Source organism: Dehalococcoides mccartyi 195 (genome assembly GCF_000011905.1).
In the GTDB taxonomy this organism is placed as follows: domain Bacteria; phylum Chloroflexota; class Dehalococcoidia; order Dehalococcoidales; family Dehalococcoidaceae; genus Dehalococcoides; species Dehalococcoides mccartyi.
This window is the reverse complement of the sequence record NC_002936.3, coordinates 624,601-637,834: the sequence shown is the minus strand read 5'-3', so window position 1 is coordinate 637,834 and position 13,234 is coordinate 624,601. Positions and strand designations below refer to the sequence as shown.

Sequence of the window (13,234 nt, the reverse complement as noted above, 5' to 3'; positions counted from 1 at the left end):
ATACCAGAATACACCTAACTTTGCTTTTCGGAAACCCCGGCATCTGCAAAAGAGGCCATCTCGTGCTGGATACGGTTGGATGCTTCGATAATATTCATGGCAAGGGCGGCACCAGTGCCTTCACCCAGCCGCATATCCATTTTCAAAATAGCATCCAGCCCCATGTGTTCAAGCAAAATACGGTGTCCCGGCTCTACCGACTGGTGAGCGGCAAACATAAAGTCCTTTGCCTGCGGGCAGATAGTATACGCAATAAGTGCCGCCGCACCTGAAATAAAGCCGTCTACAACCACCCCCACTCTGTTGGCTGCCGCACCCAGTATTACTCCTGCCAGACCGCCTATTTCATAGCCGCCCACCTTGGACAGCACATCCAGCGCATCTTGGGCATTGGGTTTGTTAAGGGCAATTGCCTTGGCAATGGCATTGCGTTTCAGCTTCATCTGCTCGTCTGACGCACCGGTACCCCGCCCGGTTACCTCTTCAAGTGACCGCCCGGTAATGACAGAGCAGATAGCGGCGGAAGGGGAAGTATTGCCGATACCCATATCACCGGTACCTACCAAATCCAGCCCCTTTTTAACCTCGGCGTTTACAATCTCTATACCTGTTTCAATAGCTTTTACCGCCTGCTCGCGGGTCATAGCCGGACCGTAAACCATGTTATTGGTACCGGGGGCAATATTGCGGTTGATTATATTCGGGTCTTCCGCCATGGGGGTGGCCACCCCCAAAGCAACCACCACATTACGCGCCCCCACCTGTCTGGAAAGGACATTTATGGCGGCACCGCCATGGGCGAAATTTTGCAGCATCTGGGCGGTTACTTCTTTGGGCCAGTTGTGAAACTTTTCATCAATAATACCGTGGTCGCCAGCCATGGTGATAATGGCTTTGCGGGCAGTTTGGGGCTTAGCATTCCCCTGAATGCCTGCAAGCTGAACCGCAATGGCTTCCAGCTTGCCTAAAGAACCCTGTGGTTTAGTCAGGATATCCTGATGGGCCTGAGCCTTGGTCATGGCCTCTTTATCAAGCCCGTGTATCTTTGCCAGTGTTGCATTTAATAGTTCCATATTTTTAAAACTCCTATATTACAAACTTTGGTCATAATATCCATGGTGGTATTTCAGGCTATGCTCAGTTTATCCTCCTCTGGCGCCTGCCCAAATAAAAAAGGGGCTGGCACATCTCAAAATATCTTCAAGATGAGCCGGCCCCTTTACCATCAGGTATCCGGTTTGGTGTTAACACGTCTTCTGGCTTCCGGATTATCCCCCGGTTCCGCCCTTCCCATCAGGGTACTGCCCTGACAGTGGCCGCACAAAAAGTGCTTTAAGAAACCAAAGTCCCCGGTTACAGCGGCGGGACCGCCACGGATTCAAACCGTGTTCCGTTTGCTAATCACCATTAAAAACTATATCAGACAAAACCCTGTCAGTCAATCAGGCTGGATAAATCTCAGACTTACTTTTCAATTCAGCCGCAACCGCAAGCAGGCGTTCACACTCACTTTGGGTGCGGGGAGCAATACGGACATACTGTGGCAAGCCGAATGAAGTGCAGTCCCGCACCATAAGCCCGTGCTTAAGGAGTGCCGAACGGAAATCCGCGGCCTTTTTCACTTTCAGCAGGAAAAAATTGGTCTCGGAGGGCAGCACTCTAAAGCCCAAGCCTGCAAAACCCTGCCTGAGATACTCCTTAGAGGCCTTTATCTTTTTCTCAGATTCCGCCAGATAGCTGGGGTGACACAGGCAAACAAGCCCGGCTTTCTGGGCGGCAGAATTAACATTCCACGGCGGACAGACCTTTTTGAGGTTGGTTATTATCTCCGCCGAAGCCATGCCATAACCAAGCCTCAGCCCGGCCAAAGCGCAATCTTTGGTCATAGAGCGGATAACTATAATATTGCCCGTTTCGAGCAAATCTGTTGATTTCCAGCCGCCTTCAGCAAAGGCTATATAAGCTTCGTCCAGCACCAGCAGGGTATCAGTGCAGACGCTCAGCACTTTTTCAATATCCGCTTTGGAAAGATAAACCCCGGTAGGGTTATTGGGATTGCAGATAAATACCGCTTTGGGCTGGTGTTTTTTAATAATGCGGCAGGTTAAATCCAAATCAAACTTAAAGCCGCTCTCTTCGTCTGCCCACTGCTCAATTATATCCGCACCGGCCACTTCTGCTGCCAGTTCATATTCCCCGAAGGTGGGTTTGAGTATTAAAACCGTATCCCCCACCCCGAAATATGCCCCGGCAACCAGACGGATAATTTCCATAGAGCCGTTGCCCATAATCAGGTTTTCGGGCTTAAGTGAAAGCCTGCCTGCCAGGTATTCTTTTAGTTCGGCAGAATCTGAATCAGGGTAGCGGTCAATAACCAAAGAGCAAAGGGCGTTTTTGAGCTCAACAGGTGCCGGATAGGGATTTGAGCTTACCGAAAAATCCATAACCGCATCCGGGCTGATACCCAGTTTTCTAAGCTCGGCATAGTTCGGCCCGCCGTGGTAACACGGCTTTAATTTTTCTACCTGCGGCTTAGGCGATACGGACAAAATAAATCACTCCCGCGCTTATTAAAACCCAGATAAAGGCCGCACTGTTTATAAGCAGCAGCGAACGGCTGATAGTTTGGGGAACAAGCTCCCTGATATTATCCCCCAGTGAGTAGTGTCCCACTTTTTCCAGACAAACTTCAAGGGCACCGGCCGCAGTCGCCATTGGCCAGCCGGCATTGGGGCTTTGGGTCTTGGCGTGGTCACGCCACATTATCCGCCATGCCCCTGCCGGGCTGTAACGCCCAAATAAGCTGGCAATCAGTATGCACAAGGCAGACAGTCTGGCCGGAATAAAATTAAGCACATCATCAAATCTGGCGGCAAACTTGCCCAGATATTCGTATTTGCCGCGGTAACCCACCATGCTGTCAAAGGTGCTAACTACCCGGTAGGCCATAACACCGGGCACGCCGAATATCAGAAAGAAAAAGAGCGGCGCCACAAACCCGTCTCCGATACTCTCCGCCACAGATTCCACCGCCGCCGCCACCAGTTTGGGCTGAGGCAGTTTGGAGGTATCACGTGAAACCAGTGAGCGGAGCTCAAAACGGGCCTGGGCAATGTCATCTTTTTCTAACAATTGTTTAATCAGCAAAGCGGCCTTACGCAAGCCGGTTACCGTAAAACACATCTTGAGTAAAACGGCCGACACTATTATGTAAACTACACTGTTTACTCCATGCAGCCAGTCCAGCAGAAAATATACCGGTATAAAAAAAAGTGCCATGGCAATAAAAACCATGACTATACCGTAAACAAACTGGTAGACCCTACCGCCCTTAAACCCTGCCCGCTCAAAAAGGGCAATTACCCTGCCCATATAGGCTACCGGATGAAAAGCATTAGGCGGGTCTCCAAAAACCAAATCAATAATGAGCGCCAGCAGGAATATAAAAAGGACTTCCAACCTAATGCCCTTTTCTGCTGGCCATACGCTTGGTCAGGGCTTCTTTTATAGCCAGGGTAACACTCCGCCCCATCAGTTCACCCAGCAAAGTATGCCCGCCCACGTAGGTTGCCTTGTCACCTGTGCCGGAAACTGCCACTATCTGGTCAGTGCCGGTGCCGCTGGCTTTTAGGCCGGGGGTATAAGCACTCATGACACCCAGTTCATCCAAAGCGATAGTCTTCGCCTCAGTAGCGGTTATAAAACAGGAAGCCAGAGCAGACTGCGGCAGGCTTTCACTGGTAAGAATAATAGTATTTATAGTGCCGAAGGGTTTGAACTTGCCGTTACGGTCAATACCCGAAGACTTATCCTGCCCAATGCGTAAGGCATTAGACTCCACCCCGGCGGTAGCCAGAACCACCACCCATAAATCACCCTGTTTTTCTTCATGGAAGGCCAGATGGTCCATGGTAACCCCGGTGGATAAAACCAGCACTTTGGAAAGGGGAATGCCGATAGCACTCAGGGCTTTGGAAAAAACCTGACGGTAATAGCCATTCCAGCTTAATTTATCATTATGCAGACGCGGCCAGATAGCATCCGGCAGATAAATATTGCAGACTGCCTTGACCTTGCGGTAACCCTGCCTGCCGGAAAGTGCCCGCCGTTCTTCGGGAAAAGTAACCACTAAAGCATTGGCGGGAACACCCCAGACCTCATGCTCAATAACCTCGGCCTTTATGCCGTGAAATTCGGCAACTGTCCGGATATTTACCTTCTCAGCGGGCACCCGTGCCTCCCTTTTCGCCGTTTGCACAGCGGGTATTACCTAAACGCGGCAGTACCGCCGGAAGTCCGCTTAGGGGATGAGTATGGACATAACTGCCGGGGCCGTAAACACGGCTGATATTTTCAGTGGTTATTACCTCGGCCGGACTGCCGTCTGCATGAATGCCGTTGTGATCAATAAGTATCAGCCTTTCACAATAGTGGGCAGCCAGATTAAGGTCGTGCAGGGCGGCAATTACGGTAATATTCCGTTCGCGGCACTCTGATTTTATAAGGTCAAGTACCTCTATCTGGCGGCCTATATCCAGATTGGAAGTAGGCTCATCCAGCAAAATAGCCTCGGTTTTCTGGCATAACGAACGGGCAATGACTACACTTTGTATTTCACCACCCGAAAGTTCGCCTATTTGTCTTTCAGCCAGATGCAGTACCCCTGCCCTCTCCATCGCCTCCCAGGCAATGGCAATATCCTTGCGGCTTTCATATTGAAACGTTCCCATATGAGGGTTTCGGCCCATCAGGACAATCTCAAAAGCGGTAAAAGCGCTGGGAAGTACCGGTATCTGAGGCACAACCCCTACCATCTTAGCCAGCTCCAGGCGGGGAATAGTACGCGAATCACGCCCGTTTATGTAAATATGCCCCAGACGCGGCTCTATAACTCTGGCCAAAGATTTTATCAGGGTAGACTTGCCTGAACCATTCAGCCCTACCAAGCCTATCATTTCACCGGGCATGGTTTTAAAGCTGACATTCCTCAAAACATCAACCGCACCATAGGCCAGGGTTATATCCCGGACTTCAAGTTCAAACATTTTTCATATACCTAAAAGAGCATTCGGGTGCGTTTTCTAAGCAAATACAGGAAAAAGGGCGCACCCACCAGTGCCGTAATAGCCCCCACCGGGATTTCATTGGGAGCAACCAACGTACGGGAGGCAATGTCAGCCATTATCATAAATACCGCCCCCACCAGAGCCGAAAGCGGCAGCAGGAAACGGTAATCCGCCCCCCAGATTAGTCTCACGGCGTGGGGAACTATAATACCCACAAAACCGATAATACCCACAAAAGATACCGCTGCGGCTGTTATCAGGGTAGCTGCCGTAAGGAGGAAGATTTTCATCCGCTCCACATCTACCCCCAGTTCCTGAGCCTGCTCTTCACCCAGCTGAATAAGGTTCAGCGAACGGGCAAATAAAAGTATAACTATAGTACCTATGATTACAATAGGTACAACTATTTTTACACTGTCCCAGGCAGCCATAGAAAAACTGCCCATCAGCCAGAACATAACAGAGTGAATCTTGTCGCCGCTGACCGTAATCAAATACGATACAACAGCCGTAAGGAATGAGCCCAGTGCCACACCGGCCAGTATCAAAGTGGTAACCGTAAGGCGGTTTCCCACCCTGGCCAGCATATACACAACACCTACCGCCCCGAACGCCCCCACAAAGGCAAACAGCGGGGTTGCGAAAATACCCAGTATATCAAAACCGATACCTAGTATCAGCCCCAGTACAGCGCCTACCGCCGCCCCTTGGGCCACACCGATAAGATAAGGGTCTGCCAGAGGGTTACAGAAAAGCCCCTGATATGTAGCCCCGGCCACAGCCAAAGCCATACCCACCACTCCGGCCAGCAGGACTCTGGGCAAACGGATATCCCAAATAATAGTCTGGGTATTTACAGTCCAGTCAGGGCTGATATGTATAAAGGGGATTTTTGAAATTATAATGGATATAGTGGTAAAAAACGGCACTTCAACCGAGCCGAATGAAATAGCAAAGATTGCCGCCAGCAGCAGCAATCCAAGCAACCCGAGCATTGCATAAAGCCTGCCCTGCTAGTGAGGGTGCAGACCGCCGGGTACTGCCGGGCAGTTTTCTTTATTCAGACTTGTATTAACACCCATTCTTACCTGCAAAACTGTGGGGCAGGTATATACCTGCCCCAGCCGAATTCTTTATCCGCTGAAAGCCCCGAATATTTCAGGGTGGAGCATCTGGGCCAGCTGCTCCAGAGCATCTACAATCCGCGGGCCGGTACGGCCGATAAGGTCTGTATTGATACTATATATATTGCCGTTTATTCTGGCATCAATAGCCGCCAGACGGGGCTCATCCTGCATAAAAATCAGCGGCGCATCCGCCCCTGAACCCATACCGGTACCCACCACTATCACCTGGGGATTAGCCCCGAGTACTGTTTCCAAACTAATGGTAGGATAAGCTTCTACAGAATCAGCAGTAATACTAACGCTTCCGGCAGCAGTAATCAAGCCGGTTATAAAGGCAGTAGAACCAACACTCATAAGAGGTTCATGCCAGACAATGTATAAAACACGCGGTTTCTGACTGTCAGACAGGTTTTTGACCTTGGCTGTTACCGCATCTATACGGGTTTGCATCCCGTCTACCAGCGAATTGGCTTTTTCAACCTGATTAAGGCATTTGCCAATAAGCTCAATAGATGAGATTACTTCTTCCAGATTATCCGGGCTGATAGCTATCACAGTCAGACCCAGCTGTTCAAGCTGAGGGATAACGGTAGATTCATGAAGATTGGAGGCCAGAATAATATCAGGTCCTATAGCAGTCACCGCTTCAACATCTACGGTTGAAAAACCGCCCACCTTGGGCTTATCTGCGGCGGCCTCAGGGTAGTTGCAGTAAGTAGTCACACCCACCAGTTTATCTTCCAGTCCCATAGCATAAATAGTTTCGGTATTGCTGGGGGAAAGAGAGACTATAGTCTGGGGTTCGGACTGAATAGTTACCGTCCTGCCCAGCTGGTCTGTCACTGTCAAGGGATAGCTTACTTCGGTTACTACCGGGGTATCATCTTCATTTTCGGTATCGTCTGCCGTTTTACAGCCGCCTGCCAAACCCAGCAGCAAAACCAAACTTAAGAAGATACTGGCAACAGCCGTACCCAAGCGGGCACTCTTACTGTTAAGTTTCATTTTAATATCACTCAGCATAACTGCTCCATTCATTTTTAATATCGGAAACCAAAACCACGGGCAAAACTGTTTCCTCTTACAAGTTTTTCTGCATGGCCACGTACCTCCTCTTACCGCGGAGAGCCTCTAAAACCGAACTTTGAAGTTCTGACTTCGGGGTATTTGCCCCATTACAGCAGGCGGTACTGCGCCGGAATTGCACCGGTCTTGCACTCAAAGTTCAAGGCCCTGTTATTTTTTATATACTCTGCCAGACATAAAAAATACCTCTGCCTCATCGGACAAAGGTATTTCAGTCACTTTAAAATGACTACCCTCCCTATTCCGCGGAGTGCCTGGTAACGGAATTTGAGGTTCTGGCTCCCGAAGGTCTCCCCTCGGTCACAGTAGGCGGTACTGCGCCGGATTCGCACCGGTCTTGCACTCATAGCTATCCCGTCATATATTCAACTAAATTTTAGTTTACTCCAGTTATTTTGTTTAGTCAATACATAAACGAAAAACCTGAAATATATTCTCAGGGAAACCAGACCCGTAAACCTGCTTTGACAGACCCCCTATCCCAAGCATTCCGGGGACATAAAAAAGGGATTTAGAAACTAAATCCCTTTCAGATTAAAATTAGATTAGCCGTCGTAAATACCGTCAGGGCTGTGGTTTTCCAGCAGAAGCTTATGCCTGGGGAAAATACGTTCCCGGTAAACTGCTTCCAGTACGTCCAGCAGTTTATGCGGGTCTGATTCGTAGTAGACCCGGGCACCGGTTTCCTTGTCCACCATGGCAATAATCTTGTCCAGATGGTCAGCAATACCGCCGCTCCCCCGCAACACGCCTATAACCTTGCCTTCGTCATAAGCTATGGCAAACTCACCCAGAGTGCCGGAGCGCCCCCCGGCAAATATAACTACGTCACAGCTGCGGATATTTTCAATCTCCCGTCCCATCAGACCTGAGCCGGTATAGATAATGGCGTCATATCCGCGGGTGGGAGAATGGTATTTTTCTACGTGTTCTTCCAGATTGAGGGCCGGAGAAATACCCACTACTACTCCGCCTTCTTCCTTAGCCCCCAGCACAGTTTCATGGGGCATACCGGGACAGGCACCGGTAATAAGTACATGTTTACGCTTGGCTATGCACTCACCCAGACAACGTAGATTTTTTTGGTTTCATCAGACATTGCCCCGCCGGCAGAACCCATAACCCCTATTGTCATCTGGGGAAAAGGCGGAATCAGCTTGGTTGGTTTTATCATTACGCTCGCTTCTCTCTTGTAAGGTTTAAGGATATATAACTGCAAACCATTTTACCTAATAAACGGGTTTATCTCAATCAATAAAACAGCCGCAGACTCAAAAACTGCGGCTGTTAAAACCAGTATCCTAGCTAATAAGTTAGTTTTTCTTGCGGGCAACTACGGCAATTTCAGGTGAAGTTTCGCAGTAAACCTTCCCGGCAACATCTGAAAATACACCTGTTACCTCAAACCCGTTTTCGGCTAACTCGTCTTTCAGCTCTGCGGCAGAAAAATACTTCAGCCAGTTGAAGACCTGCCACTCCCTATCCGCCTCTATAATAGTGTATTTATCCAGCACTACTTTTTCGAGCGGATATTTAAAAGTGTTAACAAAGCCGAAATAATCATGGCCTGACCAGAAGCCGTCCATCAAGCGGTGTCCGTAAGCTGCACTTTCCGCCCGCCCTTCGTAAGCTGAAAGAGAAAATACATCCAGCAATATCTGCCCGCCATCTTTCAGGCATTTCCGCCAGACCGAAAGAAGCCGGCAACGCTGGGCCGGGCTGAGCGCGCAGTAATCACAGTAGATAAGAGTTATCAGGTCAAACTTCTTCGGGGCAGCAAACTCCAGATAGTTTTGCTCTATATAATGGATATCCAGATTATGGGCAGATGCGGATTCACGGGCATAAGCTATAGAGCGGCTTGAAAAATCTATACCGGTCACATCTGCACCCGCAGCCGCCAAATGGCTGGTATAAAGCCCCGGCCCGCAACCGAAATCACAGACCCGCTTGCCGTCACCCAAACCAAAATATTCTGCTATCCAGCGGGCAGATTTTTCAATGAAGACTGCTTTGCGTGATGCAGGCTCAATATCCGGGTTGAGGTGAAACTCCAGCATACGGGAGGAGATATGAGGGTCATTCCAGAGTACAGGCGCACTGTACTGCTGATATAACTCAGGCTTATTATTTATATCTGCCAGTTTTTTAAACACAAACTTCCCCTTTTATTTTAAAAAATGGAAAACCGGGCACTTAAGCCCCTGACATTCGGGAAGTATTTAGCAGATCATAATACGATATGATATAAAGAGATAACAGTATTCGTCAAGGAGTATGAAATGGACACACTTGAAGCAATATTCAGCCGCCGAAGCACCCGCCACTATCAAAACGGAGATGTAAGCCCCTCCGAACTGGATACCCTTTTGAGGGCAGGCATGGCCGCCCCTTCCGCCGGAAACCAGCAAGTCTGGCATTTTGTAGTTATAGATGAACGCCGCATACTTGATAAAATACCCGACATTCACCCCTACTCTAAAATGCTGAAAGAAGCCCCCATGGCTATTATGGTCTGTGCAGATACAAGCGCCGAAACCAAACCCGGTTACTGGATACAGGACTGCGCTGCCGCCAGCCAGAATATCCTGCTGGCGGCCGAGGCTTTGGGCTTAGGTGCCTGCTGGCTGGGGCTGCACCCCCGTGAGGAACGGAAAAAGGGCATCTCACAGCTTTTAAACCTTCCGGCCAATATCTCTCCGCTTAGCCTTATAGCCATTGGCAAGAAGGGGGAGGTAAAACCTCCGGCCGGGCGATATTTGGAAAGCCATATACACAAAAATGGCTGGCAGGTTTAGACCAGATTTGAAAAAGAGCCCGCTAAACGTTAAAATTAAACGCCATGTCAAATACAAAATCAGATAGTTTATGTATAAATGCCCTGCGCTTTCTTGCGGTAGACGCCGTTCAGAAGGCAAATTCGGGGCATCCCGGAGCACCTATGGGTATGGCCGCTATGGCCTATGCCCTGTGGCAAAATTTCCTCAAGCATAACCCCCAAGACCCGGCCTGGCCTAACCGTGACCGTTTCATACTTTCTGCCGGCCATGCCTCAGCCTTGCTTTACTCACTTCTCCACCTTACCGGTTATGATTTGCCGCTGGATGAGCTTAAAAATTTCCGCCAGTGGGGCAGTAAAACCCCGGGGCACCCGGAATACGGCCTGACCCCCGGCGTTGAGATGACTACCGGCCCGCTTGGGCAGGGTTTTGCCAGCGGTGTGGGTATGGCTATGGCCGAAGCCCATCTGGCCGCGGTTTTTAACCAGCCGGATTGCAAAATAATAGACCATTATACCTACGGCATAGTCTCTGACGGGGATTTGATGGAGGGCGTAGCCTCGGAAGCCGCCTCTTTGGCGGGGCATTTGGCACTGGGTAAGCTGATTTACCTGTATGACGATAATGAAATATCTATTGAAGGTTCAACAGAGCTGGCTTTTACCGAAAATACGGCTCTGCGTTTTGAAAGTTACGGCTGGCAGGTAATTGGCCCGGTAGACGGGCTTAACCCTGAGGCAGTTTCAGGGGCTATCAAAGAAGCCCAGTCAGATTCCGCCCGCCCCAGCCTGATTATCTGTAAAACAGTTATCGGTTTTGGCAGCCCGAACAAGGCCGGCAAGGCCTCTGCCCATGGTGAGCCGCTGGGAACAGACGAAGTGGCCAAAAGCCGCAAATCTTTAGGGTGGGATTACGAGCCTTTTGTAATACCGCCTGAAGCTCTGGCGGAATTCCGCATGGCACTGGATAAAGGCAAAACAGCCCAGCAGGTTTGGCAATCCAAGCTGGACTACTATTCAAGCCGTTATCCCGAAAAAGCCGCCCTTTTGCAGGACAGGCTTTCTGGTAAGCTGCCAGACAACTGGGATAATGAGCTGGATAAACTTTTTGACAAGGCTATGGCCAGCCGCGAGGCTTCCGGTTTGATTATAAATACACTGGCTTCCCGCCTGCCAGCCCTTATGGGCGGTTCGGCAGACCTCAGCCCGTCTAACAAAACTGTTATCAAAGACGGCGGCGAATATGAACCGCCGCATTATGAGGGGCGGAATATCCATTTCGGCGTACGTGAACACGCCATGGGAGCAATAGCCAACGGGCTGGCTCTCCACGGCGGGATTATACCTTATGTTGCCACTTTCCTTATATTTTATGATTACATGCGTCCGGCGGTAAGGCTGGCATCCCTTATGGGTCAAAGGGTTATTTATATTTTTACCCATGACTCTATCGGTCTGGGAGAGGACGGCCCTACCCACCAGCCTATTGAACAGCTGGCCGGTTTACGTTCGGTGCCCGGTCTGGTTACTATCCGCCCGGCAGATTCGTATGAAACAGCCCAGGCATGGAAAACGGCCATACTCCGCAAGGACGGCCCGACCGCCATTGCCCTCTCCCGCCAGAAACTGCCTCTCTTAGATAACTCACAGGCAAATTCCGTAAACTTGGCCAAAGGGGCATATATACTGGCAGAAACAGATTCCCGCCCGCAGGTTGCCCTGGTAGCCAGCGGCTCAGAAGTAAGCATAGCCGTTCAGGCGGCTGAAATACTTAAAAATAAAGGCGTCTCGTCAAGGGTAGTATCCTTCCCTTCGTGGCAGCTTTTTGAGGCCCAACCCCGGACCTACCGCCAGAGCATCTTGCCCGCTTCCCTGCCGCGGGTAATAATAGAAGCCGGCAGTGCACAGGGATGGTGCAAATATTTGGGCGCAAACGGTGATATTATTTCCATTGACCATTTCGGGGCATCAGCCCCGGCGCCTGTGCTTTACCAACACTTTGGGCTAACCCCGGAAAATATGGCTGAAAAGGCTTTAAAGCTTTTGGAGAATGAAGATGAGTAATATCTCTGTTGCCATCGGGGCAGACCACGGCGGTTACGGCCTGAAAACAGACCTCTTACCCTTTTTAAATCAATTGGGGATAAAGGTGCTGGATTTGGGGGCATGTACCTATGATAGTGCTGATGACTATCCTGATTTTGCTTTAGCGGTGGCCCGAAAGGTTGCCTGCGGGCAGACAGACCGCGGCATTATCATCTGCGGCAGCGGGGTGGGCGCCTGTATCACCGCCAATAAAATCAAAGGCGTCAGGGCCGGCCTCTGCCACGATGTTTACTCCGCCCACCAGGGGGTGGAGCATGATGATATGAACGTGCTTTGTTTAGGGGCCAGGGTAATAGGCATTGAAGTAGCCAAAGAGATTATTACGGCCTTTTTAAATGCCCGCTTTACCGGCGAAGAACGGCACAAACGCCGCCTGGAAAAGCTGCTTCAGGCTGAAAAAGAGGGCTAAATACCCGCTTCTTTGGAGGCATTTTTAGCCAGTTTATCCAAATACAGGTAGCTTGACTTAGGGTCAGTTTGCCGGAAGATAGCACTTCCCACGCATATATCATTTACCCCGGCCGCCACAATCTCAGGTATGTTGCCCTCTTTAGCACCGCCGTCCAGACCTATTTCAGTTTCGGGAAAACGGCGTTTAAACTCTTTTACCTTCAGGAGCACCTCAGGTATAAACGGCGCGCCGTAAAAACCGGGAATAACCGACATAAAAAGCACCATGTCCAGCTGCGGCACCAGATAAGCAAAATCTGAAACAGGTGTTTCAGGGTTCACCGCCAGCCCTGCTTGAAAACCCAATTCCTTTATCCTGCTGATAACATATTCGGGGCGGGTTGTTGCTTCAAAATGGAATATTACCCTGAAAGCGCCGTGCTGCTTGCAATAGGTAAGGTATTCTTCTGGATTAAGGGTCATCAGGTGTATTTCAGAGGCAAAACGGGGCTTGTATCTGCCCAGTACTTCAGGTGGGATGCTTAGCGAAGGCACAAACTGCCCGTCCATAATATCTATCTGGGCAGAAGGAGCAAAACTCTCCAGCTGGTTTAGCATACACTCAAAGGCCGCAGGGTCATCGGTAAGTACAGCCGGCACTATCTTTACGTCTTTCAAAC

Annotated in this window: 14 protein-coding genes and 3 riboswitches; of the genes, 3 read left to right on the top strand and 11 right to left on the bottom strand. The window is 50.0% G+C overall.

Going from position 1 to position 13,234, the window contains the following annotated elements; translation table 11 throughout:
* Positions 1-14: 14 nt before the first annotated feature.
* From cobT to DET_RS03575, 10 genes are all read right to left on the bottom strand, one after another.
* Complete coding sequence (gene cobT / locus DET_RS03620) at positions 15-1,073, bottom strand: nicotinate-nucleotide--dimethylbenzimidazole phosphoribosyltransferase (RefSeq protein ID WP_010936432.1); 1,059 nt, start codon at positions 1,071-1,073, stop codon at positions 15-17.
* Positions 1,074-1,228: 155 nt separating this feature from the next.
* A riboswitch (cobalamin riboswitch) is annotated at positions 1,229-1,427 on the bottom strand.
* 15 nt (positions 1,428-1,442) lie between these two features.
* Positions 1,443-2,549, bottom strand: a complete 1,107-nt coding sequence (locus tag DET_RS03610; RefSeq protein WP_010936430.1) for a pyridoxal phosphate-dependent aminotransferase — start codon at positions 2,547-2,549, stop codon at positions 1,443-1,445.
* Positions 2,533-3,459: a cobalamin biosynthesis protein gene (locus DET_RS03605; RefSeq protein WP_010936429.1), complete on the bottom strand. Its 927-nt coding sequence runs from the start codon at positions 3,457-3,459 to the stop codon at positions 2,533-2,535. The genes DET_RS03610 and DET_RS03605 overlap by 17 nt, the downstream gene beginning before the upstream one ends.
* A 1-nt stretch (position 3,460) precedes the next feature.
* On the bottom strand, positions 3,461-4,231 hold the full coding sequence (locus tag DET_RS03600; protein WP_010936428.1) for an adenosylcobinamide amidohydrolase: 771 nt from the start codon (positions 4,229-4,231) through the stop codon (positions 3,461-3,463).
* Complete coding sequence (locus DET_RS03595; RefSeq protein ID WP_010936427.1) at positions 4,221-5,045, bottom strand: ABC transporter ATP-binding protein; 825 nt, start codon at positions 5,043-5,045, stop codon at positions 4,221-4,223. Before DET_RS03595 ends, DET_RS03600 begins: the two co-directional genes overlap by 11 nt.
* A gap of 11 nt (positions 5,046-5,056) precedes the next feature.
* Positions 5,057-6,061 carry a FecCD family ABC transporter permease gene (locus DET_RS03590; protein WP_010936426.1) on the bottom strand — a complete coding sequence of 335 codons (1,005 nt, stop codon included), beginning with the start codon at positions 6,059-6,061 and terminating at the stop codon, positions 5,057-5,059.
* Positions 6,062-6,199: 138 nt separating this feature from the next.
* Positions 6,200-7,216, bottom strand: a complete 1,017-nt coding sequence (locus DET_RS03585; RefSeq protein ID WP_010936425.1) for an ABC transporter substrate-binding protein — start codon at positions 7,214-7,216, stop codon at positions 6,200-6,202.
* 104 nt (positions 7,217-7,320) lie between these two features.
* Positions 7,321-7,439: riboswitch (cobalamin riboswitch) on the bottom strand.
* A 90-nt stretch (positions 7,440-7,529) separates the two neighbouring features.
* A riboswitch (cobalamin riboswitch) is annotated at positions 7,530-7,665 on the bottom strand.
* A 159-nt stretch (positions 7,666-7,824) separates the two neighbouring features.
* Complete coding sequence (locus tag DET_RS03580; RefSeq protein WP_234943846.1) at positions 7,825-8,310, bottom strand: hypothetical protein; 486 nt, start codon at positions 8,308-8,310, stop codon at positions 7,825-7,827.
* Positions 8,311-8,330: 20 nt separating this feature from the next.
* Positions 8,331-8,453, bottom strand: a complete 123-nt coding sequence (locus DET_RS08850; RefSeq protein WP_268741269.1) for a hypothetical protein — start codon at positions 8,451-8,453, stop codon at positions 8,331-8,333.
* Positions 8,454-8,592: 139 nt separating this feature from the next.
* Positions 8,593-9,435, bottom strand: coding sequence for a class I SAM-dependent methyltransferase (locus tag DET_RS03575; RefSeq protein WP_010936421.1), 843 nt, complete (start codon positions 9,433-9,435; stop codon positions 8,593-8,595).
* Between the two features lie 126 nt (positions 9,436-9,561).
* On the opposite strand from DET_RS03575, the gene DET_RS03570 reads away from it, so the two are divergent.
* The 3 genes from DET_RS03570 to rpiB are packed head-to-tail and all read left to right on the top strand — an operon-like array spanning position 9,562 to position 12,573.
* Complete coding sequence (locus DET_RS03570; RefSeq protein ID WP_010936420.1) at positions 9,562-10,077, top strand: nitroreductase family protein; 516 nt, start codon at positions 9,562-9,564, stop codon at positions 10,075-10,077.
* A 44-nt stretch (positions 10,078-10,121) separates the two neighbouring features.
* Complete coding sequence (gene tkt, locus DET_RS03565) at positions 10,122-12,122, top strand: transketolase (protein ID WP_010936419.1); 2,001 nt, start codon at positions 10,122-10,124, stop codon at positions 12,120-12,122.
* The gene (rpiB, locus tag DET_RS03560; RefSeq protein ID WP_010936418.1) at positions 12,115-12,573 is read left to right on the top strand and encodes a ribose 5-phosphate isomerase B; all 459 of its coding nucleotides are present in this window, start codon (positions 12,115-12,117) and stop codon (positions 12,571-12,573) included. The genes tkt and rpiB overlap by 8 nt, the downstream gene beginning before the upstream one ends.
* Here the strand turns inward: rpiB and DET_RS03555 are convergent.
* The gene (locus DET_RS03555) at positions 12,570-13,232 is read right to left on the bottom strand and encodes a ribulose-phosphate 3-epimerase (protein ID WP_010936417.1); all 663 of its coding nucleotides are present in this window, start codon (positions 13,230-13,232) and stop codon (positions 12,570-12,572) included. The two genes, rpiB and DET_RS03555, sit on opposite strands and share 4 nt — an antisense overlap.
* Positions 13,233-13,234 lie beyond the last annotated feature (2 nt).

Excerpts from the sequence above, each read along its gene's own strand:
- cobT (WP_010936432.1), bottom strand. The coding sequence starts at position 1,073 with ATGGAACTATTAAATGCAACACTGGCAAAGATACACGGGCTTGATAAA.
- rpiB (WP_010936418.1), top strand. The coding sequence starts at position 12,115 with ATGAGTAATATCTCTGTTGCCATCGGGGCAGACCACGGCGGTTACGGC.
- DET_RS03585 (WP_010936425.1), bottom strand. The coding sequence starts at position 7,216 with ATGCTGAGTGATATTAAAATGAAACTTAACAGTAAGAGTGCCCGCTTG.
- DET_RS03590 (WP_010936426.1), bottom strand. The coding sequence starts at position 6,061 with ATGCTCGGGTTGCTTGGATTGCTGCTGCTGGCGGCAATCTTTGCTATT.
- DET_RS03570 (WP_010936420.1), top strand. The coding sequence starts at position 9,562 with ATGGACACACTTGAAGCAATATTCAGCCGCCGAAGCACCCGCCACTAT.
- tkt (WP_010936419.1), top strand. The coding sequence starts at position 10,122 with ATGTCAAATACAAAATCAGATAGTTTATGTATAAATGCCCTGCGCTTT.
- DET_RS08850 (WP_268741269.1), bottom strand. The coding sequence starts at position 8,453 with ATGATAAAACCAACCAAGCTGATTCCGCCTTTTCCCCAGATGACAATA.
- DET_RS03595 (WP_010936427.1), bottom strand. The coding sequence starts at position 5,045 with ATGTTTGAACTTGAAGTCCGGGATATAACCCTGGCCTATGGTGCGGTT.